Below are 21,436 nucleotides of genomic sequence, written 5' to 3'. Positions count from 1 at the left end.
CAATGATTGAATGACATAGGGGCGCCGAATGTGGATAAAAGGTGAGGAGGATTCCCATGAAATTCAGGATCTCCCGTTCCGCTTTGGTAGAAGCCGTTTCTCAAGTCTCTAAAGCGGTGTCTCAAAAGACGACTGTTCCCATTCTGACGGGGGTTAAAGCCTCTGTGGACGAGGACGGCCTTTGGCTGACGGGGAGTAATTCCGATTTGACCATCCAAGTCTGCGTCCCCGTTAAGAAGGATGATAAGGAACAAGTAAAAGTGGAAACAATAGGTAGTGTCGTCCTTCCCGGACGGATTTTCAGCGATATCGTGCGAAAGCTGCCCGGAAAATCCGTTGACTGGGTTGTGGATGAACAGTGGAAAACCATCTTGCGATCGGAACAGGCTCAATTTGAGCTGAAGGGTCTCGATCCGGAGGAGTATCCCCGCCTCCCTCAACTCAGGGAAGACCGGATGTTCAGCTTACCGGCGGACTTACTGAAATCCATGATCCGTCAAACCGGCTTTGCTGTTTCTACTTCCGAGGCACGGGGAGTATTGACCGGTGTCCTTTGGCAAATCTCCTCGGGAAAACTGACCTTTGTCGCTACCGACAGCCACCGCCTTTCCCGGCGGCAAGCCGATGTGGAAGCCCCGGAAGACCTGTCTGTGGAAAACGTTGTTGTACCTGGAAAAAGTTTATCCGAATTAGGGAAGATTTTGGCGGACCAGACGGGATGGGTCGATGTTGTCCTCTCTGAAAACCAAGTCATGGTTCGAGCGGACAACCTCCTCTTTTTCTCCCGGCTGCTGGACGGAACTTATCCCGATACCAACCGGGTAATTCCCAACAGCGGAAAGACGGAGGTCCTCCTCAATACGAAGGAATTGCTCCAATCGGTGGACCGGGCTGCATTAATCAGTCGGGATGGCCAGGATAATGTGATAAAATGGACGATGAAGGGAGAAGACACGGTTCAAGTTCACTCCGCCTCCCAAGACGTGGGCAGCGTATTAGAAGAGGTGGGGGCTCAAGTGAACGGGGAAGAGATGAGCATCTCCTTTAACGCCCAATTTATGTTGGAGGCTCTGAGAGCGGTCGACTCCGACGAGATTCAAATTCATTTTACGGGGACGATGACCCCTTTTGTCATCCAACCGGCAGATCGGGAAGACGCTCTTCATTTGATTGTCCCCATCCGGACCCGCTAGCTGTTTCTTTTTAGTCTCGGACGGTTTGGAGTGAATGGCGTGCAGCAAATTTTGATTCATACGGAATATATCACCCTGGGTCAGTTGCTGAAAAAATTAAATCTCTTGGACACCGGGGGACAGGCCAAAATTTACTTGGCGGAAAACCAGGTACGGGTAAACGGCGAACTTGAGACTCGTCGAGGGAGGAAAGTTTATCCACAGGACTCGATAGAGATCGAGGGGTTTGATACCGTACGGCTGGTCCGTTCTTAGCGGAGGGAGGGGATCCGATTGTATGTGGAGCAATTGGAACTGTTTCAGTTCCGCAATATTTCCCGCCTGAAGCTGGATTGCCCGGACGAGCTCCACTTGTTTGTCGGGCCCAATGCCCAGGGGAAGACCAATATTTTAGAATCCCTCTATGTTCTCTCGATCGGAAAATCCCACCGCACTCGCAAGGATAAGGAACTAATCCGGTGGGAACAATCCGTCGCACGCCTTCAGGCGAGGGTGGTGCGGGAGGACCGGTCTCAACGGCTGGAAGTCCGCCTCCATCCCCGAGGGAAAAAAGTGGTGCGGAACGGTTTGGAACAGCGCCGCCTCAGTGAATATATCGGTTCCCTCACCGCTGTTTTGTTCGCCCCGGAAGACTTGTCCATCGTAAAGGGAAGCCCCCAGGTTCGACGACGGTTTCTCGATATGGAGATCGGTCAGGTCCATCCTGCTTATATCCACTATCTGACCCGTTACAACAAGTTGCTCACCCAGCGTAACAGCCTTTTGAAAGAGCTGGCCAAAGACCGGCGGCCAGAGTCCGGTTTGTTGGAAGTGTTGGATGAGCAGCTGATCGAGTATTGTACACACTTGTGGAAAAGGCGATATCAATTTATCGGACGACTCTCCCATTGGGCTCGGGATATTCACCATTCCATCACTCAGGGGCGGGAAACCCTTTGCCTGGAATACCTTCCCTCCGCCGAAGTGGATCCGGACATGGACGAAGAGATGTATGCCGACGTTTTGAGACAGGAGCTGGGACAGCTTCGGGATCGGGAGATCCACCGGGGAAGCACTCTGATCGGTCCCCACCGGGATGATCTTCGCCTGTCGGTCAACGGGACGGATCTTCACACGTTCGGATCCCAGGGTCAACAACGGACGGCGGCACTCTCTACCAAGCTGGCGGAAATCGAACTGATCCGGCAGGAGACCGGCACTTATCCCATTTTACTCCTGGATGACGTTCTTTCCGAGCTGGACGATTCCCGTAAAACCCATCTGTTGGAGGCGATCCGGGGCAAGGTGCAAACCTTTGTCACTGCCACCGGATTGGAAGGGATTGATGAAGAGACTCTTGACAGGGCTCGTATTTTCCGCGTGCGACAGGGTAATATTTCCGAACTGAGGTGAGACGGTGTTTATCCATTTGGGCGGCAATAAAATGATTCGCATCAGAGAAGTCGTTACGATCCTGGATGCCGGAATCCGACGATCTTCCGGAACGCTGACCCCCTTTTTGGAAGAAGGGCGCAGCCAAGGTCGGCTGGAGGTGATCTCCACCGTCGAAGAGATCAAATCCTATGTCGTAACCGAGACCGCGATCTATGCTTCCCCCATTTCATCCCTGACACTGATGAAACGCGCTCAACAGGGAGGCAACCGGTCTTTAGGAAGGAATAGATCCTGACAGCCGACAAAAAAAGGACTGAAAAAGAGTAGGTGACCTGAGGTGACCATAGACAAGACCAACTATGATGAATCCCAGATTCAGGTGTTGGAGGGACTGGAGGCGGTTCGGCGGAGACCGGGGATGTATATCGGCTCCACGAGCAGTCGCGGTCTCCACCACTTGGTCTGGGAAGTTGTGGACAACAGTATTGACGAAGCCTTGGCCGGACGTTGCGATACAATCAGTGTGACCGTCAATGAAAACAACAGCATCACCGTTGTGGATAACGGACGGGGAATCCCTGTAGGCATTCAACCTAAGATGGGGCGGCCCGCAGTGGAAGTGGTTATGACCGTTCTCCACGCCGGCGGGAAGTTCGGCGGAGACGGTTATAAATTTTCAGGCGGTCTGCACGGTGTGGGGGTATCCGTCGTCAATGCCCTCTCGGAATGGCTGGAAGTGGAAGTCCATCGGGAAGGAAACATTTATCGACAGCGTTATCGGAAAGGGATTCCGGAAGCCGATCTGAAGGTGGTTGGTCAAACCGAGGAATCGGGCACCCGAGTTACGTTTCAGCCGGATCCGGAGATCTTTACGGAGACAACGGAGTATGACTATGATATCCTGGAAAACCGGATCAGAGAGCTGGCTTTCCTTAACCGCGGGATTCGAATTAACCTGAATGATAAACGGGGGGAAGGCAAGTCCCAGGAGTTCAAATATGACGGAGGAATCGCTTCCTTTGTAGAACATCTGAACCGGAACCGGAACACGCTTCACCAACCTCCGGTTTTTATCGAAGGGGAAAAGGATTCCATGGTCGTGCAAATCGCTCTCCAATACAATGAAAGTTTCTCCGGCAACATTTATTCCTATGCCAATAACATTCACACTCATGAGGGCGGGACCCATGAAGCTGGGTTCAAGTCGGCCCTGACCCGGGTAGTCAACGACTATGCCCGCCGGTACAATCTGTTGAAAGAGAACGATAGCAACCTGTCCGGGGATGATACTCGGGAAGGATTAACCGCGATTATCAGTATCAAGGTCCCGGATCCGCAGTTTGAGGGGCAGACCAAGACCAAACTGGGGAACTCCGAGGCTCGTACAGCGACGGAATCCCTGTTTACGGAACACTTTTTGACCTTCCTGGAGGAAAACCCGAATATCGCCAAAAAAGTGATCCAAAAATCGGTGATGGCCGCTCGGGCCCGGGAAGCGGCCCGACGCGCCCGGGAGCTGACCCGGCGTAAAAACGCCCTGGAAGTCAGTTCTTTGCCGGGAAAGCTGGCGGATTGCACTTCCCGCAAAGCCGATCTGACTGAACTGTATCTGGTGGAGGGGGATTCTGCCGGCGGTACGGCCAAACAAGGACGAAACCGCATGTTTCAGGCGATTCTTCCCCTGAAGGGGAAAATCCTCAACGTGGAAAAAGCGCGTCTGGACAAGGCGTTATCCAATGATGAGATTCGCACGATTATAACGGCTCTCGGCACTGGGATCGGGGACGATTTTCACCTGAAGAAAGCCCGGTACCACAAGATTATCATCATGACTGATGCCGACGTGGACGGCGCTCATATTCGGACGTTGCTCCTCACCTTCTTCTACCGCTATATGCGTCCCTTGATTGAGGAAGGGTTTGTCTATATCGCCCAACCGCCTTTGTATAAAATCTCCCGGGGGAAAAAAATCCTTTACGCCTTCAATGATCAGGAGAAAGAGGCATTTGTTCAAAATCTGACAGGTAAAGGGAAGGTGGAGATCCAGCGGTACAAGGGTCTGGGTGAGATGAACGCCACCCAACTCTGGGAGACAACCATGGACCCGGAGAGCCGGACCCTGTTGCAGGTCTCCCTCCAGGACGCCATGGATGCCGACCGCGTTTTCGAAACCCTGATGGGGGATAAAGTGGGGCCGCGGCGCGAGTTTATCCAGGAATATGCCAAACAAGTGCGCAACCTGGATATCTGAAGCGGGCGACCTAGAATAAAGCGGAGGGAAGCTTCATGCCTGAAGAAAAGGAACGGATTAACGAGATCAATATCAGCCAGGAGATGCGAAATTCCTTCCTGGACTATGCCATGAGCGTCATTGTCAGCCGGGCGCTCCCGGATGTGAGAGACGGATTAAAGCCAGTTCACCGGCGAATCGTCTATACGATGCACGAGCTGGGTCTGACGCCGGATAAGGGTTTCCGGAAATCCTCCAATGTGGTCGGTAACGTTTTGGCCTCCTACCATCCCCACGGGGATGTGGCGGTTTACGATACCATGGTCCGCATGGCCCAGGATTTTTCCTACCGGAATATGCTGGTGGACGGACACGGAAACTTCGGTTCCATCGATGGGGACTCCCCGGCGGCGATGCGGTACACCGAAGCCCGTATGGCCCCGATCACCCTGGAGCTGCTTCGGGATATTCAGAAGGAGACCGTCGATTTCGGGCCCAATTACGACGGCCGTCTGGAAGAGCCCCTGGTACTCCCTTCCCGTTTCCCCAATCTCCTCGTCAATGGGGCGTCGGGGATTGCTGTGGGGATGGCCACCAATATTCCGCCTCACAATTTGGGAGAAGTGATTGACGGTCTTTTGGCTATGATCAAAAATCCGGAGATCACCATCGATGAGTTGATGGAATATATCAAGGGGCCGGACTTTCCCACTGCCGGAATGATTATGGGCCGGGACGGCATCAAAAAGGCCTATCGGACCGGTCGGGGCAGCATTCGCATCCGGGCGAAAACCCGGATCGAAGAAGCCAATAACGGTAAGATGCGGATCGTGGTGGAGGAGCTTCCCTACCAGGTGAATAAAGCGAAACTGGTGGAGAAGATCGCCGAACTGGTTCGCGACAAAAAAATCGACGGCATCACCGACCTGCGGGATGAGTCCGACCGGGAAGGGATGCGTATCATTATTGAACTGCGGCGGGATGTTAATCCGCGCATCCTGCTGAATAACCTATACAAGCATACCGCGCTTCAAACCAGTTTCGGCGTGAATATGTTGGCTCTGGTGGACGGGAAACCGGTCGTACTCAATCTGAAGCAGGTGCTTCACCATTATCTGCAACATCAGATCGAAGTGATTCGCCGCCGGACGGAGTATGATCTGCGAAAGGCGGAGGAGCGGGCTCACATTTTGGAGGGTCTGCGGACCGCTCTGGATCATATCGATGAAGTGATCGAATTGATCCGCCGTTCCCGGGCGACCCAGGAAGCCAAGGACGGGCTGATGGAGTCTTTCGGTTTGTCGGAAAAGCAGGCGCAGGCGATTCTGGATATGCGACTGCAGCGGTTAACCGGTTTAGAACGGGAAAAGATTGAAAGTGAGTATAACGAACTTCTCAAAACGATCGACAAGTTGAGAAAGATTCTCTCTTCCGAGAAGCAAATTCTGAATGTCGTTCGCAGGGAACTCGTTTCCCTTCGCAAAAAGTTTGCCGATGAGCGCCGGACCCGGATCCTGCTGAATACCGAGGAGATTGCGGACGAGGATCTGATTCCGGAGGATGAGGTGGCCATTCTGCTCACCCACCGGGGTTACATCAAGCGGATGCCCTTATCCAGCTACCGGGCGCAGCGACGGGGAGGCCGAGGGGTTTCCGGCATGGGGACCCGGGAAGACGACTTTGTTCAACACCTGTTCGTCACTCATTCCCACAATTACCTGCTCTTCTTCTCCAACAGAGGCAAGGTCTATCGGATGAAGGCCTTTGACGTTCCGGAGCTCTCCCGTCAGGCCCGCGGAACGCCGATCATCAATCTGATCCAAATCGATCAGGGAGAGTATATCGAGGCCATCATCCCAGTGAAGGAGTTCACCTCGGATTGCTATCTTTTCTTCGGGACCAAGCACGGGGTGGTTAAAAAGACATCCCTGGAAGAGTTCGGAAATATCCGGCGGAACGGTCTCTTTGCCATTAATCTCCGAGAAGGCGACGAACTGATCGGCGTTCGCCTCACGGACGGCCGTGAGGAGATCATTATGGGAACCCGGATGGGAATGTCGATCCGCTTCCCGGAACACGATGTCCGCGTCATGGGCCGAACCGCGACCGGGGTGAAGGGAATCGCCTTGGCGGAGAAAGATGAAGTGGTCGGCATGGATATCGTCCACGCTGAAAATGATGTCATGATTGTGACCTCCAAGGGTTACGGGAAGCGGACCCCGATGTCCGAGTACCGAACCCAGTCCCGGGGCGGAAAAGGGATCAAGACGCAAAAAGTGACCCGACGCAAAGGACAGGTTGTCGGTCTGAAGGTCGTCTCTTCCGAAGAAGATTTGATGATCGTCACCACTTCCGGTGTGGTGATTCGGATGAATGTTTCCGGAATTTCCTCCATGGGCCGTTATGCTCAGGGAGTCAAGCTGATTTCCCTCAAGGACGAAGAAGAGGTGGCCACCGTGGCCCGGGTCGCTACCCATGAAGAAGAAGCCGAGGGAGAGGAATCCTAGTGCCCCATCTGGTAACCAAGTTGGGAGGGTGGTAGGCCGGCGTAGATCCTTTGCACTCAGGAGAGCACAAGTCTCGCCAAGGTCGCTCCGCTTCCCGGTCTCACTATGCGTTTTTTGCAAGAGATCGGAGACGGCCTGCCAGCCCGACCACCCCCAGCAAGGGATCAAACAGATCAAAGTTGCCTGAAGGGGTACTAGAAGCATGGTGAAAAAGTCCCCTGTTCGGGAGGGTGGGGTTCAACACGGAGTGCCTTTGGCTCGTCAGAACAACGAAACGGTGTGTGGAACCCCACCCTGACCCACCAAGGTCGTGCTAAATCACAAGGCTTCTAGGAAGAGGTAAAGATCAATTTCTCCTCAAACAGATGATTCAGGATCATGTTGGGGAATTTACGCTGGCTGACATCCAGGAACTCCTGGATCAAAACCATGTCTTCAGCGGCCAGGCCGTAGATCATTTCCCCCCAAAGAGGGGTTTCATACCGGCACAACATACTGAGAGCAAACAGGATCAGATAATGGACCAATGCTTCGGGCAGAGCGGATAACAGGCGGTTATTACCGGAAAACAGGTAATAACCGCCTTTTCCGTCTTCCCGGAACAAAGGGTGGGAAAATCCCTTTTCCCAGCTGTCGACATGATCGGTTCGGGGATGGTGCCAGCTCAGGCACAGTTTTTCCCCGGTGACTGGGTTGTCCCCGCAGGAAAAAAAGACCTCGGGATCGGATCGGTTCCGGTTCAGATATTCCACCAAACTGCGGGGGGTTCGGTGAAACGTGTCCAGAATGCTTTCTTCCAAAAAGAAGGGCATCTCCCGTAAGTTCCTCTTTGACAGTGGATCGGGGACGACAACGGGAAAGAGAGTCGCCTTTCTGAACAACTGACGGTAGCCGTCCTGCAGTTCCGGCAGGATGGAAAAAAGATCCCTCATCGCCCAGCTTTCCCCGTTTAAGGGTGGAACCTGTACACAGCGGGCCAATTCAGCAAACAGACCGTTCCGTTGGACCCGAACTTCGTCGGAAAGGAAGGAAAACCCCCTTCTTTTCCGTTTACGGGTGGATACTCCGTGTCGCAAGACTGCTGTGTTCCGGGGGTATTCCGGATCCATGGACAACATCCATGCTTTGGCCAGATTCATCATTCCGTAATAGGAGAGGAGCGGGCGGATGAACACCCCGCTGTGACCGGCGGAACGGTAGATATCCCGGCCTTGTTTGATGTAATAGATGAGTGGATGGGCCGTATGGAAGGAAGCCTTCTCCGGATGTTCTAACCCCATCCGTCGATACTTTTCCGTCAGGAACCGTCTGACAGTCGTCTCGTTTTCCAGGATGAGAAACAGATTCCACATCTTTTGTTCCGGAAAATCGCAGGAAATGCGCCGGATCGGGCGAACATCCACCGATCGGATCCTCCTCCGCTAACTTGTGCTCCCTTGAGAGTGTAAAGGTTGCTGCACTGGAAATCGCATGCCAGCTACTTATAAGCGAATGACTAGACACGTCCAAGTTATATGGGTCATCAACATACCTGAATATAAATTGTGAAGAAATCCAAGGACTTATGAGGCAAAGTACCGCCCCGACATACCGAAAGGAGGGAAGCATTTTTTCGCCGAAAAAAACTCCGGCCGCCCTGAACGGGTGGCCGGAGCCGTTTGTTTGATCGGTTTTAAAGGTGTGTCTGGTCGATTGCCGAAAGGAGCTGATCCACCTAGACAGGCCCTACTTCGCAGAGGTCTCTTCTCCGTCGAAACGACAATCCTGCAAGGGGACGATCCTCGTCTTCTTGACGAACTTATAAGAGAGCCATACCAGCAGAAAGAGAGGAAGTCCGATATAGGAGACCAGGATTCCGTACCAGTCGATCGGATCCTGGGTAAAGCCCGAGTAATTTTGCCCGAGAATCACGATCGTGCAGAGAGCGAATGCGAAAAGCGGACCGAAGGGGAACCACCGGGCCCGGAAGGGCAGGGTGTTCAGCTCCCGTCCTTGAGCGACATACGCTTTACGGAACCGGTAGTGGCTGATCGCGATCCCCACCCAGGCGATGAAGCCGGACATGCCGGAGGCGTTCAACAGCCAGACATAGACGGCTCCGTCGCCGAAGAGGGAAGCGAGGAAGGCGACCATTCCTACGGAAGCGGTGACAAGCAAGGCATTCACTGGGGTCCCCCGCTTATTCACCTTGGCCAGAAAACGGGGAGCCTTCCCCTCTTTAGCCAAAACCCACAGCATCCGGGTGGAAGCGTACATCCCGGAGTTGCCTGCGGAAAGAACCGCTGTCAAAATAACGGCATTCATCACCGAAGCGGCAAAAGCCAGACCCGCTTTTTCAAACACCATGGTAAACGGGCTGACGGCGATACTGGTGATGCTTTCATTCACCAAGTTGGGATGGGTGTAAGGGATGAGCAATCCGATCACGAAAATGGCGAGAACGTAAAACAGAAGGATTCGCCAAAACACTTGCCGGATCGCTTTCGGGATGTTTTTCCCCGGGTTTTCGCTTTCCCCGGCGGCCACCCCGATCATCTCCGTTCCCTGAAAGGAAAATCCCGCGACCATGAAAATACTGAGAGCGGCCAGCCAACCGCCGTGGAAGGGGGCATCTTCGATGGTGAAATTACGGAATCCGACGGCTTCGCCCCCCATGATCCCGAGGATCATCAAAAGCCCGACGACGATAAAGATGATGACTGTACTCACTTTGATCAGAGCAAACCAGTATTCCGATTCGCCGTACCCTTTAACGGACAGATAGTTGAGTCCTGTGATCAGAATGAGAAACAAAGCGCTCCACAGGAGGGAAGGACTGTCCGGGAACCAAAACTTCATAATCAGGGTTGCGGCGGACAATTCGGCGGCGATTGTAATCGCCCAGTTGTACCAATAGTTCCAGCCCAAGGCAAAACCCAGGGCGGGGTCGACAAACCGGGCTGCATAAGTGCTGAAAGACCCGGAGACCGGCAAGTACGAGGCCATTTCTCCCAGACTGGCCATCAAGAAATAAACCATGAGTCCAACGGCCATATAAGCGGCGAGAGCACCCCCGGGGCCGGCGGTATGGATCGCGCTGCCGCTTCCGAGAAACAGTCCGGTCCCGATCGAGCCCCCGATGGCGATCATGGATAGATGTCGCGCCTGAAGCTTCCGCTTCAGCCGGTTGGGTGAATCGCTCAAAATAAGTCACTCCTTTGCAGTCAACCCACGAATTCAACAACAGGTCGAAAAAAGGGGTTTGAGAGTGGTGGGTGGCAGGCACTCGGCATCGAGTCGCCATCTGCGGAAGGAGTGGAAACAAAAAATACCGTCGAAAACCTTTTTCGACGGTACCCTGAAAATCCGCATCAACCTTCCATGAAGATAGCGCATCACGAGTACCGCAACGGTCACGTGACAGTCCTGTCCCTTTCGGTGACAGACCCAGCCTCCCCGTTCGGAGAATACGGGGAAACTTCGGCGGCATTCCCTTTCTTCCGGAGTCGACAGTCTTCTCCGCACCTCGTACGGAATACTGATGAAAGCCGCAACCTCTACCCCATCGTTTGATGATGAGGATTTGATATTCGATTGATCTACAATGGTTTCAGTATAAAGGAAAAATCGAAAGACGACAATGGTAAAGATTGCTCACACCCTGCCCCGCCAAAATCAAAAACCCCTTTAAAATCCTTTTTATATATTATTTTCCATTTAAGTTTTTAAAGAAAAATATCCTTTGGTTTCCCGGTTGTCTGAACGGCTTCAATTACCGTAGTGACGCATCTTGACACGGTTTTTGGGCTTTGTTAGACTGGCAAAAATATTAGAAAGTGGATCTTACGTAAAGGGGATTGGATGTCGATGCGTGAGGATAAATTTTCTAAAGAAGGCTTAACCTTCGATGATGTTTTACTGATGCCGGCCAAATCCGAGATATTGCCGCGGGATGTGGATCTTTCCACTCGCCTGACGGAAACGATCCGTCTGAATACCCCGCTGTTGAGCGCCGGGATGGATACCGTGACGGAAGCTCCGATGGCCATTGCCATGGCCCGTCAAGGAGGGATCGGTATCATCCACAAGAGTATGGGAATCCAGGAGCAGGCAGAGGAAGTGGATCGGGTCAAACGCTCCGAGAGCGGCGTCATCACCAATCCCTTTTATCTGCATCCGGATCATCGAGTAACCGATGCCGAGTCCCTGATGGCCAAGTATCGCATTTCCGGGGTACCGATTGTGGACCGGGATGAGAAGTTGATCGGAATCCTCACCAACCGGGATCTCCGGTTTGTCCGCGATTATTCCACGCCGATCTCTGAAGTGATGACTCGAAAAGATTTGGTAACCGCTCCGGTGGGCACCACCCTGCAGGAAGCGGAAGGAATCCTGCAGCGGTACAAGATTGAGAAGTTGCCTCTGGTGGATGAGGAGAAAGTGCTCAAAGGACTCATTACCATTAAAGATATCGAAAAGGCAACCTTGTTCCCTCAGTCCGCCAAAGACGGGCAAGGCCGCCTGCTGGTAGGAGCCGCTGTCGGCGTATCCCAGGATATGAAGGAACGGGTGGCCGCCTTGGTGGAAGCGGAAGTGGACGTATTGGTGTTAGATACCGCCCACGGTCATTCCCGGGGAGTCTTGGACGCGGTGGCCGACCTGCGCCGGGAGTACCCCGGCTTGGTGATTGTGGCAGGCAACGTCGCTACCGGTCAAGGCACTGCAGACTTAATCGAAGCCGGAGCCAGCATCGTCAAAGTGGGGATCGGTCCCGGGTCCATCTGTACGACCCGGGTGGTAGCGGGCATCGGTGTACCGCAGATCACCGCGATCTATGATTGTGCCAGGGTTGCCCGGAAGCACAATGTCCCCATTATCGCTGACGGAGGTATCCGTTTTTCCGGCGATATTGTCAAGGCCTTGGCCGCCGGAGCGGACGCCGTCATGATGGGAAGCATGTTTGCCGGTACCGAGGAATCCCCGGGAGAAACGGAGATTTACCAGGGACGCCAGTTTAAAGTGTACCGGGGCATGGGTTCCATCGGTGCGATGAAAGCGGGGAGCAAAGATCGTTACTTCCAGGAAAACCAGCAGAAGTTAGTTCCGGAAGGAATTGAAGGCCGGGTCCCCTTTAAGGGCCCCCTCGTCGACACGGTTTACCAGTTGATGGGCGGTTTGCGGGCCGGAATGGGATACTGCGGAACCAAAAATCTGGACGAGTTGAAGGACCATTCCCAGTTTATCCGCATCACCGGTGCTTCTCTCCAGGAAAGCCACCCCCACAACGTGCAGATTACGAAGGAAGCGCCCAATTACAACCTGTGACCGAAAGACTTTTGAAAAAGCCCTCTTGCCCTTATTAGCGCAAGGGGGGCTTTTTTTTACGGTTTTTTGTTCTCGGCTTTATCCCCGTTTTCAACCGGTCTTCCTTTCGGTAAACTATTCATGTGTCGTTGGAAGTGGTATCATTTTCTATCCTTTTAAAGAGGTGATCCCTAAGGAGTGAGCGGGAAACGGGGATGGTTGAGGAGTATACCTCAACCATGGATGGCGATGGGTTGTTGCTTATTGATCGTTTGGCTGTGGATGGTTTCCGCCGTTCCCGCAGAAGCGGCGGAACCCCTGCCGGAATTGGAAGCTCGATCCTATATTTTGATGGAGATGGATTCCGGCTTAATTTTGGCGGAACATCATGCGGGCAAGTCCTATGCACCCGCCAGCTTAACCAAGATTATGACCGAGTATCTGATTTTGGAGAAAATTGATCAAGGACAAGCCGAATGGGACGATCCTGTCCGAGTCAGCCGAAATGTGGCCCGGATCGGTGAGTCGCAGGTTTATCTGAAGACAGGGGAGACACGGACGGTTGAGGAGCTTTTTTCCGCGATGGCGATTCATTCCGCCAATGACGCCGCTGTCGCTCTGGCGGAACATTTCGCCGGAAGCGAGGAAACGTTCGTCAGTTGGATGAATCGAAAGGCGAAGGAGATGGGTTTGGAACAGACTCATTTTGTCAATTGTACCGGTCTGCCCCGGCACAGCTACCCCCGGCCTCCCGAGGTGAAGGGAGAGCATCAGATGTCGGCGGAGGATATCGGACGGCTGAGCCGTCGCTTGTTGTTGGACTACCCCGATGTAGTGGATAAAATATCCCAACCCCGTTACACCTTCCGACCTGGGGAAAAACGGGAAATGGTGCTCGTGAACCGGAATCGGATGGTACCGGGGTTGTCCCACTCCTATCAAGGGATTGACGGTCTCAAGACGGGATACACCCGGGAAGCGGGTTACGGTTTTGCAGGAACGGCTGAGCGGGATGGGATGCGCTTCATCTCTGTCGTAATGGGGACTTCCTCCAAACAGAAACGGTTTACAGAGACGGCGAAACTGTTGGATTATGGTTTTGATCTATATGAAATGCAAAAAGTCGTTCAGGCGGATCATGCTATTCCCGGATATGGAAAGGTTTCCGTCGACGGGGGCGTTGATCCGGAAGTCGGCCTCCTGGCGGAGGAATCCTTGGTTCTTCCTGTAAGGGAAGGAAATAAGGAACATATCCGTTATCAGGTGGAGATCTCCGGCGATTTACAAGCGCCTTTATCCGCGGGAACGGTGGTGGGGAAGGCGAAAATTTTGTACAATGGAAAGGAAATTCCCGGGTTGGAGCCCATTCCTCTGGTGATCGGCCGGGATGTGGAAAAGGCGGGCTGGATCCGGCTTTTCTTTCGCCGAGCCGGTGACTTTTTCGCTTCGCTGTTTTAGTACTCCTTTAAGCGATTTTGATCGGGTTCCGCCGACTGATCGTCCTCTCAAATGGATTTCCAGGCACTGGTTCTTTGGGGGGCAAAATCGCGGCGGAACTCAATATCCCCCCAACCCTCCCATTCTATGCTAAAATGAGTTAGGATGGAGTGTCGAAATACAAGACCGTTAGCGATCCAGTAAAAAAATGATTTTTACGATGACAGGATACCGGGAATACTGGAGAAGATATCGAAGGACGGAAGCTTCCTTTATTGGAGCGGCTGATGATCCAGTGAGACGTTTTCTGGGATGGCTGGGGTCGATCGGACTTCGGATGGGGCCGGTAAGCGGAACGACAGGAGGAATGTGCGGTTGAAAATCGGAGTGCTCGCCCTGCAGGGGGCGGTTCGGGAACACGTTCGGATGCTGGAACAATCCGGTGTTGAAGCCGTTCCGGTGAAGCGGAATCATGAACTGGAAGGACTGGATGGGCTGGTCATACCCGGCGGGGAGTCGACCACCATCAGTAAGCTGATGCATCAGTACGATCTGATGGAACCCGTGAAAGAGATGGGGAGGAAAGGAAGACCCCTGTTCGGAACTTGCGCCGGATTGATTCTCTTGGCGAAGCGGATTGAAGGGATGGAAGGTTCCCATCTGGGACTGATGGATATTACTGTGCGGAGGAATGCCTTTGGACGCCAACGGGAAAGCTTTGAAGCCCGCCTCGATGTGAAAGGTGTCGCGGAGGACTATGAGGCGGTCTTTATCCGCGCGCCATATATTTCCGAGGCGGGTCCGGAAGTGGATGTTCTTTCCGCCCTGGAAGGCCGGACCGTCATTGTGCGGCAGGGTCCTTTTTTGGGTGCGTCCTTCCATCCGGAACTGACAGAGGATCACCGGCTTCATTCCTACTTTGCGGAGATGGTGAAGGAATCCCGGACGGAGAAGACCAATACCGTATAACAGTGACGGTTGATTAACTAGTGCCCCATCTGATAATCAAGTTGGGAGGGTGGTAGGCCGGCATAGATCCTTTGCGTTTTTTGCAAGAGATCGGAGACGGCCTACCAACCCGACCACTCCCAGCAAGGGATCAAACAGATCAAAGTTTCCTGAAGGGGCTCTAGCGTGGCAGAACACGATCTCCCCGCCTATGGTTAATTAACACACCTGACCGTATAAGAATGGCTGGATTCGATCAAAGGTGCGGATGAGAAAGAGTACCGGGACTGGGCGGCTACAGAGAGGCGGTGGCTGGTGTAAACCGCCCTGCCCGTCCCGGGAATCCCTCTCGGAGCCGGGCGTGAAAACGGCGTGGCCGTGAAGCGCTTCCGGTTGGCGGTCGTTATCCCGCTCTCGAGAGGACCCGGGACGGTGGATCCGTCCGGTCAATGAGGGTGGCAACGCGGAACTTCCGTCCCTTGGGATGGGAGTTCTATTTTTTTGAAGGATCGGAGGAGATACGCGATGTTGGATTTAAAGATGTTGCGCAACCGGATGGATGAGGTTCGGGCAAAAATGCGACATCGAGGAGAAGACATCGGGGGTCTGGATTCTGTGACCCGCCTGGATGAGCGTCGCCGTGAACTGCTCCAGCAGACGGAACAGCTGAAAAACCGGCGCAATACGGTTTCCAAGGAGATCGCCGGCAAGAAAAAAGCAGGGGAAGACGCAGAGGCGGAAATTGAGGAGATGCGGCGTGTCGGTGACCGGATCAAAGCGTTGGATGAAGAGGTGCGTCAGGTGGAGGAGGAGCTGGAAGAAGTCCTTTATACCCTGCCCAATATTCCCCATGAGAGTGTGCCGGTCGGAGACAGTGAGGAAGACAACGTCCCGGTCCGCTATTGGGGGGAGATTCCCCGCTTCGATTTTGAGGCCAAACCCCACTGGGATCTGGCCCAGGAGTTGGACCTGCTGGATTTTGAACGGGCTGGCAAAGTAACGGGTTCACGGTTTGTGTTTTACAAGGGGTTGGGAGCGAAACTGGAGCGCGCTCTGATGAATTGGATGATGGATTTGCATACCGAACAACACGGTTATACGGAGATGATTCCTCCCTATATGGTCAATCGGGGCAGCATGATGGGGACCGGTCAGCTTCCCAAGTTTGCCGAGGACTCCTTCGCTGTGGAGGATACGGAGTATTATCTGATTCCCACAGCGGAGGTTCCGGTGACCAACTATCGCCGGAATGAGATCCTGGATGGGAAGGATCTTCCCGAAAAATTTGTCGCCTTCAGCGCCAACTTTCGTTCGGAGGCGGGTTCGGCGGGCCGAGATACCCGGGGGCTGATCCGGAATCACCAGTTTAACAAGGTGGAATTGGTCAAACTGGTACGGCCGGAAGACTCCTATGATGAACTGGAGTCATTGGTTGAGGATGCTGAAAAAGTGCTTCAGCTGTTAGGGCTTCCTTACCGCGTCCTCTTGATGTGTACTGCGGATCTGGGTTTTACCGCCGCTAAAAAATATGATCTGGAAGTGTGGATGCCCAGCTCCGAAACCTACCGGGAAATCTCCTCGTGCAGCAACTTCGAGGATTTCCAGGCCCGTCGGGCCCATATTCGTTATCGCCGGGATACAAAATCCAAACCGGAATTCGTCCACACCTTGAACGGATCCGGGTTGGCCGTCGGCCGAACCGTAGCCGCTCTGATGGAGAATGGCCAACAGGCAGACGGAAGCATCCTGATCCCGGAAGTTCTCCGTCCTTATATGGGAGGATCGGAGCGGATCGGTTAGAAGCGTTGTGAAAAAGCCTCTTTTCGGACTCGCCAAGAACGTGCTCCATCACAACGTCTCTAGAACGAATCGGCGATCCCCCTTGACTTTTCCGGGGGATCGACCGTATAATATCATGGCGTAGCCGTCGCCATACGGAGAGGTGGTCGAGTGGTTTAAGGCAGCGGTCTTGAAAACCGCCGAGGGTTTACGCCCTCCGTGGGTTCGAATCCCACCCTCTCCGCCAATAATGACAAGGGTTATAGCGTTTTTGGGATAGGATGAAAATACTTCGGAAAAGCACGGATTGCAAACAGATTGCAAACCTTTATCATGATAAAGTGTTTTCATCCTCCATTTTTAAAAAGGAAGTCGTCCAATTTCTGGGCGGCTTCCTTTTGCATATTGGGCATGACATGAGAGTAGGTGTCCATCGTGATCGCGATGGTGGAATGGCCCAACCGCTCAGATACCACCTTTGGATGTTCTCCCTGTTGCAAGAGAAGTGTTGCATGAGTATGACGAAGATCATGAAACCGAATATGCGGAAGATTTATCCGTTTTATCAGTAAACCAAATGCTTTAGAAAAGTAATCAACATCAATAGGCGACCCATCATTCTTTGCAAAGACAAGATCGTAATTTTTGTAGTAAGGTCCTGCTTTTATCTTGTTTTTTGCCTGTTTGGTTTTCAGTTTCTTAAGCATATCGATAACTGATTCTGAAACGAAAATTGTTCGCCGGCTTCCATCGGTTTTGGTTGTGTCTCGAAATTTGAGTCCCTCACTTTTAAGACGTTGTAGAGTTTGACGAACACTAATTATATTGTTTTCAAAATTGATGTCTTTCCACCTTAAACCAAATATTTCTCCTCTTCTCATACCAGTGTTGACGGCAAAAAAAATCGGCTCGTAGTAGGGAGTTCCTTTGGATGCCGTAAGGAGTTGATGGATTTCTTCTTTGTTAAGAACATTCACCTGTGCTTTCTGTGGTTTGGGTGGTGTGGCTGCTTTAGCAGGGTTAATAGCTATCACTTGCCACCTTACAGCGTATTCAAGTGCTTCGTGGAGTACTCGGTGATGATGAAGTACTGATCGGGGGGATAATCCCCCAGAACCATCTTTCCGACCGTTGATTAACTTATTCCCATAATAATTTTGTAGATCCATAGGCTTCAGCTTGTCTAATGTGATATTTCCCAAATCCGGTATCAAATGCTTTTCAATTATATATTCGTATCCTTCGAGAGTTCGGGGAGAACAATTGATACGAGCATAATCATTTAACCATCGGTTTAAGTAATCTGCCAAAGTAATTTTAGATGGTTCAATATATGCCCCTTGGTTCAATTCATGCAGTTTTGCTGTCATGGCCTTTTGAGCTTCTTTCTTTGTTTTAAAACCAGAGAACCACTTTTGTTTTCTTTTCCCTGTTTGAGGATCTCGACCAACATCTAAGACAAAACACCATTTATTTCCTCGTTTTCGGACATGCATGTAACCCCTCCTACGCACCAATTTATTAAATTTGTTCCTGTTTCCGGTAGTATGATAAGCATTCCCATGAACAAAAGTGCAGATCAGTAAAGTGGTCATCGGAAATTTGTTGAATAATTTTCAACCAGGAATCGGGTAAATATCCAATGTTGATTTCTTTCCTACATTGGTCACAGATGTGTTTTATCACTTAGAAGCCTCCTGATATAAATAGCCTTCTCACATCCATCATTCGAACCCGAAAATCAATCATATCTTCAGTTACAACGAAATGCTCTGCTAACTGCCAGTATTCAGTCAAACCACTATGTATTGCATCAGAGAGGTTGTCCAAAGGAATAAGATAACTTGCCGCCCAACATAAGGCGCGGTGTTCAATACGGTTTACATTTAATCGATCAGAATAACGGTAATGGGATTGCGTAATCCCTTCTCCCATACTGGTAAAATGATGACCCAATTCTTCGCCTAAAACTGAGCGGAGTCGGGGTTGGTTATTTTGTAAGGAGTCCGAAAGACCGATAACGGGTCGTTTGTTTTTTGTGAACCAGTATAATCCCTCAAGTGTTGAGCTAAATTTAAACCACTCGATGATAATCCCTTCTTGTTGAGATAGTTGAAAGAGGTCTGAGGTCATCCATTCCCTCCTTTAATTCAAGAGAGTCTCCTTACAAAACAAGCGATCATATGTTCCCCTGTCTATAATATTGTTCGTAGTGAGTTTTGTTTTTGTGTCCACTTTCACTCTAAACCATATTTTTTACGTATAAATTCCTTGAAGTTCTCAATATCCTGTTGGGCTTCCGGTGGTAAATCATCCATGGGATCATCGGATCGGTGGGCTGCAATCGTTTCATATCCTTCTGGATTGTCTATTCTTCCGAGAAGATAATCTGTTGATACTTCAAAAATATCAGCCAGCTTCTTCACTATTTCTAAAGGTGGTTGTCGGTAATCCGATTCATATCCGGCAAAGGTGCTTTTAGCGATCCCCAAACGATCAGCCATTTCTTGCATAGACAACTTTTTTCGTTTTCTTTCTTGAGCAATTCGTTTTCCAATCATTTTCATCACGCCTTTTATTATCTTATTTCTATTATAATGTCGCGAAGCGCGAACATAAAGCGAGTTCGCGAAACGCGATTTTTTTAAAAAAAAAAGCTTGACATTGTTCGCGATACGAGAATATAATGATGTTGAAAAGGTCGCGATATGCGAATGGAAGGGGGTAACATTCTTGAAACGCAAATGGCTTATTAAACTGAGAACTGAAGCTGGATTTACTCAAAAACAGCTTGCTGAAATTGTAGGAATCTCTCATAACTATCTATGTGAAATCGAGCTTGGCTATAAAAATCCAAGTGGGCAGGTCGCGAATCGAATAGCATCTGTATTATTGTTCGACATGGCTCTTTTTTATACCCAAAACGGTCGCGTTAAGCGTACAAAAAACGCTGCAAATAGGGAGGCGATCTAATGACCATCACACCCTTACCTAACCGGGAGCGAGAAGACGACCAACTGGTTTCATTATTGAAGTCCATCGCCGATCTTAACGAACAGGTGATACAGCTGGTAGAACGAGGACAGCGAGAGCAAGAGAAAACCGATGTTTTGGTTTACAGCATTGATCAGGCTGCGGAAGCACTTGGCGTTTCTCGCTCTAAGCTGTACGAAATGATACACATTCCAGGGTTTCCGGTGGTCTCAGTTGGTCATCGGAAGCTAATTCCCAGAAAAGCGTTGGAAAATTGGCTTCATCAACAATGCGAAGGTCGGTGATAAGTAAACCGTAACACATGGGGTTGTGACGTAGAATCCTGTAAATGACACAAAAGGAGGAATATTAGAAAAATGACACTTGGAGTTGTTCAGAAACAGTCAAGGAATGAGGCCGGTGTCACTCAGCAGGAACTGGGGCAGGAGTTGAACCTGAGCCGATCAATGATATCCGAAATTGAGGCAGGTCGGCGGAAGATGCCCAGAGACGTTGTGAGGAAGGCGACAAAGTTATTGGACGATGGGTTCTATGCAATGGCAGCCGCTCAGGAAGTATTGGGGGAAGGGTGGATTCCTAAATTGGACGGGGTTGACCTCCACAGGTCAGCCGTCCGGGAGAAAGCGCTGGAGGAGCTGCAGGAAGCGATGGAACAAATCTCAGCGACGAGCTCGGTGAACCGACCGGACCGTGGCCGGCACGATGATATCAAGGATACGCTGATCGAATCGATCGACGTTATCGTGTGTCTTAGCCATTTGGTCGCCGTCTACTGTCAGGAATACGGTCTATCCTGGACCGACATGTGGAGGGAGCACCGGCGGAAGCTGGAAGAGCGGGGCTACATCAAAAAGAAAAGCGCCCCGAAGGGCGCCCGATAAGTGACTAAAGACATTATACCACACGAAGGAGGTGAGAGTCCATGCGGATCAAGCCGCAAGAATGGCTAGCTTATCCAAAAGAACTTCGCCAATGGATTTTGGAAGTTCGTTTCGGAGGCGAGAAAAGACCTGCTTCCCACAAAGCAGGCCGATAAACAAACATTTGATTACCTCCAATAATACCACATCAAGAGCGTACAGCAAAAGGAGGAACCGGAGTGCTACCCACGATCCAACGCTTGGCGATGCTCCGGACTGTCGAGAAGAAACGACCGCTCACAAAACCCGAACAGAAAGAAATGGATCTCATCAAGGACTACATCATGAACCGAGCCTGGAAGATCGCCTTTTACAGGAATTTGACGACCGCTGCATTCATTGCCGGTGATGCGAAGTTGGCCCGGGAAGCAAATGAAAAGCTCATGGAAATGGGAGAGGGAGGAAAAACATGATCAATGTTCAGTTTGACAAAGAGGAATGGGGTTATGTGGTGGAGGCTGTGGATCTGGAAGTGGAACGGTTGCTGACGATCCGAAAAAAGGCACTGGGACTGATGAGGCAACGCCCCTGGACCCAGAATGATGAAAACCATTTAGCCATGATGATGGCGATCCGGGACGACCTACTGGATCAACTGTCCCCGGGGGAAGGAGCCGGGTCAGGATGAAAGCCGGTAATTGAAACCCCCGTCCTCTCCCGCCGATTCCGCCCCAACCCGCCGCGTAAATCAAATCTCCAAGGAGGAATGCCACATGGCCGTGGATTACAAACGGATTCTGGATGCACCGACCGGAAATACTCAAGCTCCAA

Annotated in this window: 20 protein-coding genes, 1 tRNA gene and 1 riboswitch; of the genes, 16 read left to right on the top strand and 5 right to left on the bottom strand. The window is 51.6% G+C overall.

Going from position 1 to position 21,436, the window contains the following annotated elements:
* The first annotated feature begins 56 nt into the window (after positions 1–56).
* Genes dnaN through gyrA form a run of 6 tightly spaced genes read left to right on the top strand, consistent with a single transcriptional unit; the run spans position 57 to position 7,304 of the window.
* Positions 57–1,193 (top strand): DNA polymerase III subunit beta, encoded by a 1,137-nt coding sequence (dnaN, locus tag CHM34_RS07255; protein WP_094263948.1) that lies wholly within the window; start codon positions 57–59, stop codon positions 1,191–1,193.
* 39 nt (positions 1,194–1,232) lie between these two features.
* A complete protein-coding gene (gene yaaA, locus CHM34_RS07250; protein WP_094263947.1) occupies positions 1,233–1,448 on the top strand; it encodes a S4 domain-containing protein YaaA in 216 nt (71 codons plus the stop codon).
* 24 nt (positions 1,449–1,472) lie between these two features.
* Positions 1,473–2,585: a DNA replication/repair protein RecF gene (recF, locus tag CHM34_RS07245; protein WP_338048651.1), complete on the top strand. Its 1,113-nt coding sequence runs from the start codon at positions 1,473–1,475 to the stop codon at positions 2,583–2,585.
* 4 nt (positions 2,586–2,589) lie between these two features.
* Positions 2,590–2,862 carry an extracellular matrix regulator RemB gene (gene remB / locus CHM34_RS07240; RefSeq protein WP_094263945.1) on the top strand — a complete coding sequence of 91 codons (273 nt, stop codon included), beginning with the start codon at positions 2,590–2,592 and terminating at the stop codon, positions 2,860–2,862.
* Positions 2,863–2,904: 42 nt separating this feature from the next.
* Entirely contained in the window at positions 2,905–4,818 is a 1,914-nt protein-coding gene (gyrB, locus tag CHM34_RS07235; protein WP_094263944.1) for a DNA topoisomerase (ATP-hydrolyzing) subunit B, read from the top strand.
* A 35-nt stretch (positions 4,819–4,853) separates the two neighbouring features.
* Positions 4,854–7,304, top strand: a complete 2,451-nt coding sequence (gene gyrA, locus CHM34_RS07230) for a DNA gyrase subunit A (RefSeq protein WP_094263943.1) — start codon at positions 4,854–4,856, stop codon at positions 7,302–7,304.
* 329 nt (positions 7,305–7,633) lie between these two features.
* Here the strand turns inward: gyrA and CHM34_RS07225 are convergent, their stop codons facing one another.
* Positions 7,634–8,707, bottom strand: coding sequence for a YaaC family protein (locus CHM34_RS07225; protein WP_094263942.1), 1,074 nt, complete (start codon positions 8,705–8,707; stop codon positions 7,634–7,636).
* Between the two features lie 322 nt (positions 8,708–9,029).
* On the bottom strand, positions 9,030–10,487 hold the full coding sequence (locus CHM34_RS07220) for an amino acid permease (RefSeq protein WP_276207688.1): 1,458 nt from the start codon (positions 10,485–10,487) through the stop codon (positions 9,030–9,032).
* A 176-nt stretch (positions 10,488–10,663) separates the two neighbouring features.
* Positions 10,664–10,851: riboswitch (Lysine riboswitch) on the bottom strand.
* A 299-nt stretch (positions 10,852–11,150) separates the two neighbouring features.
* Here CHM34_RS07220 and guaB point away from each other — a divergent pair.
* The 5 genes from guaB to CHM34_RS07195 all read left to right on the top strand — a co-directional run bounded on the left by guaB (position 11,151) and on the right by CHM34_RS07195 (position 16,998).
* On the top strand, positions 11,151–12,608 hold the full coding sequence (gene guaB / locus CHM34_RS07215; protein WP_094263941.1) for an IMP dehydrogenase: 1,458 nt from the start codon (positions 11,151–11,153) through the stop codon (positions 12,606–12,608).
* Between the two features lie 243 nt (positions 12,609–12,851).
* Complete coding sequence (locus CHM34_RS07210) at positions 12,852–14,045, top strand: D-alanyl-D-alanine carboxypeptidase family protein (protein ID WP_169713640.1); 1,194 nt, start codon at positions 12,852–12,854, stop codon at positions 14,043–14,045.
* A 354-nt stretch (positions 14,046–14,399) separates the two neighbouring features.
* Positions 14,400–14,993, top strand: coding sequence for a pyridoxal 5'-phosphate synthase glutaminase subunit PdxT (gene pdxT, locus CHM34_RS07205; protein ID WP_094263939.1), 594 nt, complete (start codon positions 14,400–14,402; stop codon positions 14,991–14,993).
* A 504-nt stretch (positions 14,994–15,497) separates the two neighbouring features.
* Positions 15,498–16,772, top strand: a complete 1,275-nt coding sequence (serS, locus tag CHM34_RS07200; RefSeq protein ID WP_094263938.1) for a serine--tRNA ligase — start codon at positions 15,498–15,500, stop codon at positions 16,770–16,772.
* A gap of 136 nt (positions 16,773–16,908) precedes the next feature.
* Positions 16,909–16,998: transfer RNA gene (locus tag CHM34_RS07195), tRNA-Ser, on the top strand.
* Between the two features lie 100 nt (positions 16,999–17,098).
* Here CHM34_RS07195 and CHM34_RS07190 read toward each other — a convergent pair.
* The 3 genes from CHM34_RS07190 to CHM34_RS07180 form a co-directional block, all read right to left on the bottom strand.
* Positions 17,099–18,247, bottom strand: a complete 1,149-nt coding sequence (locus CHM34_RS07190; protein ID WP_206093763.1) for a site-specific integrase — start codon at positions 18,245–18,247, stop codon at positions 17,099–17,101.
* Positions 18,248–18,437: 190 nt separating this feature from the next.
* The gene (locus tag CHM34_RS07185; RefSeq protein WP_094263936.1) at positions 18,438–18,884 is read right to left on the bottom strand and encodes an ImmA/IrrE family metallo-endopeptidase; all 447 of its coding nucleotides are present in this window, start codon (positions 18,882–18,884) and stop codon (positions 18,438–18,440) included.
* A 104-nt stretch (positions 18,885–18,988) separates the two neighbouring features.
* Positions 18,989–19,312, bottom strand: a complete 324-nt coding sequence (locus CHM34_RS07180; protein WP_094263935.1) for a helix-turn-helix domain-containing protein — start codon at positions 19,310–19,312, stop codon at positions 18,989–18,991.
* A 172-nt stretch (positions 19,313–19,484) separates the two neighbouring features.
* On the opposite strand from CHM34_RS07180, the gene CHM34_RS07175 reads away from it, so the two are divergent.
* The 5 genes from CHM34_RS07175 (at position 19,485) to CHM34_RS07155 (ending at position 21,293) form a co-directional block, all read left to right on the top strand.
* A complete protein-coding gene (locus tag CHM34_RS07175; RefSeq protein ID WP_094263934.1) occupies positions 19,485–19,724 on the top strand; it encodes a helix-turn-helix domain-containing protein in 240 nt (79 codons plus the stop codon).
* On the top strand, positions 19,724–20,029 hold the full coding sequence (locus tag CHM34_RS07170) for a helix-turn-helix domain-containing protein (protein ID WP_094263933.1): 306 nt from the start codon (positions 19,724–19,726) through the stop codon (positions 20,027–20,029). Before CHM34_RS07175 ends, CHM34_RS07170 begins: the two co-directional genes overlap by 1 nt.
* Before the next feature lie 72 nt (positions 20,030–20,101).
* Positions 20,102–20,626, top strand: a complete 525-nt coding sequence (locus CHM34_RS07165) for a helix-turn-helix domain-containing protein (protein ID WP_094263932.1) — start codon at positions 20,102–20,104, stop codon at positions 20,624–20,626.
* 218 nt (positions 20,627–20,844) lie between these two features.
* A complete protein-coding gene (locus CHM34_RS07160; RefSeq protein ID WP_094263931.1) occupies positions 20,845–21,078 on the top strand; it encodes a DUF7667 family protein in 234 nt (77 codons plus the stop codon).
* On the top strand, positions 21,075–21,293 hold the full coding sequence (locus CHM34_RS07155; RefSeq protein ID WP_094263930.1) for a hypothetical protein: 219 nt from the start codon (positions 21,075–21,077) through the stop codon (positions 21,291–21,293). Before CHM34_RS07160 ends, CHM34_RS07155 begins: the two co-directional genes overlap by 4 nt.
* Positions 21,294–21,436: the final 143 nt, after the last annotated feature.

Source organism: Paludifilum halophilum, assembly GCF_002245355.1.
Taxonomy (GTDB): domain Bacteria; phylum Bacillota; class Bacilli; order Thermoactinomycetales; family DSM-45169; genus Paludifilum; species Paludifilum halophilum.
This window is presented reverse-complemented; position numbering and strand designations above follow the sequence as displayed.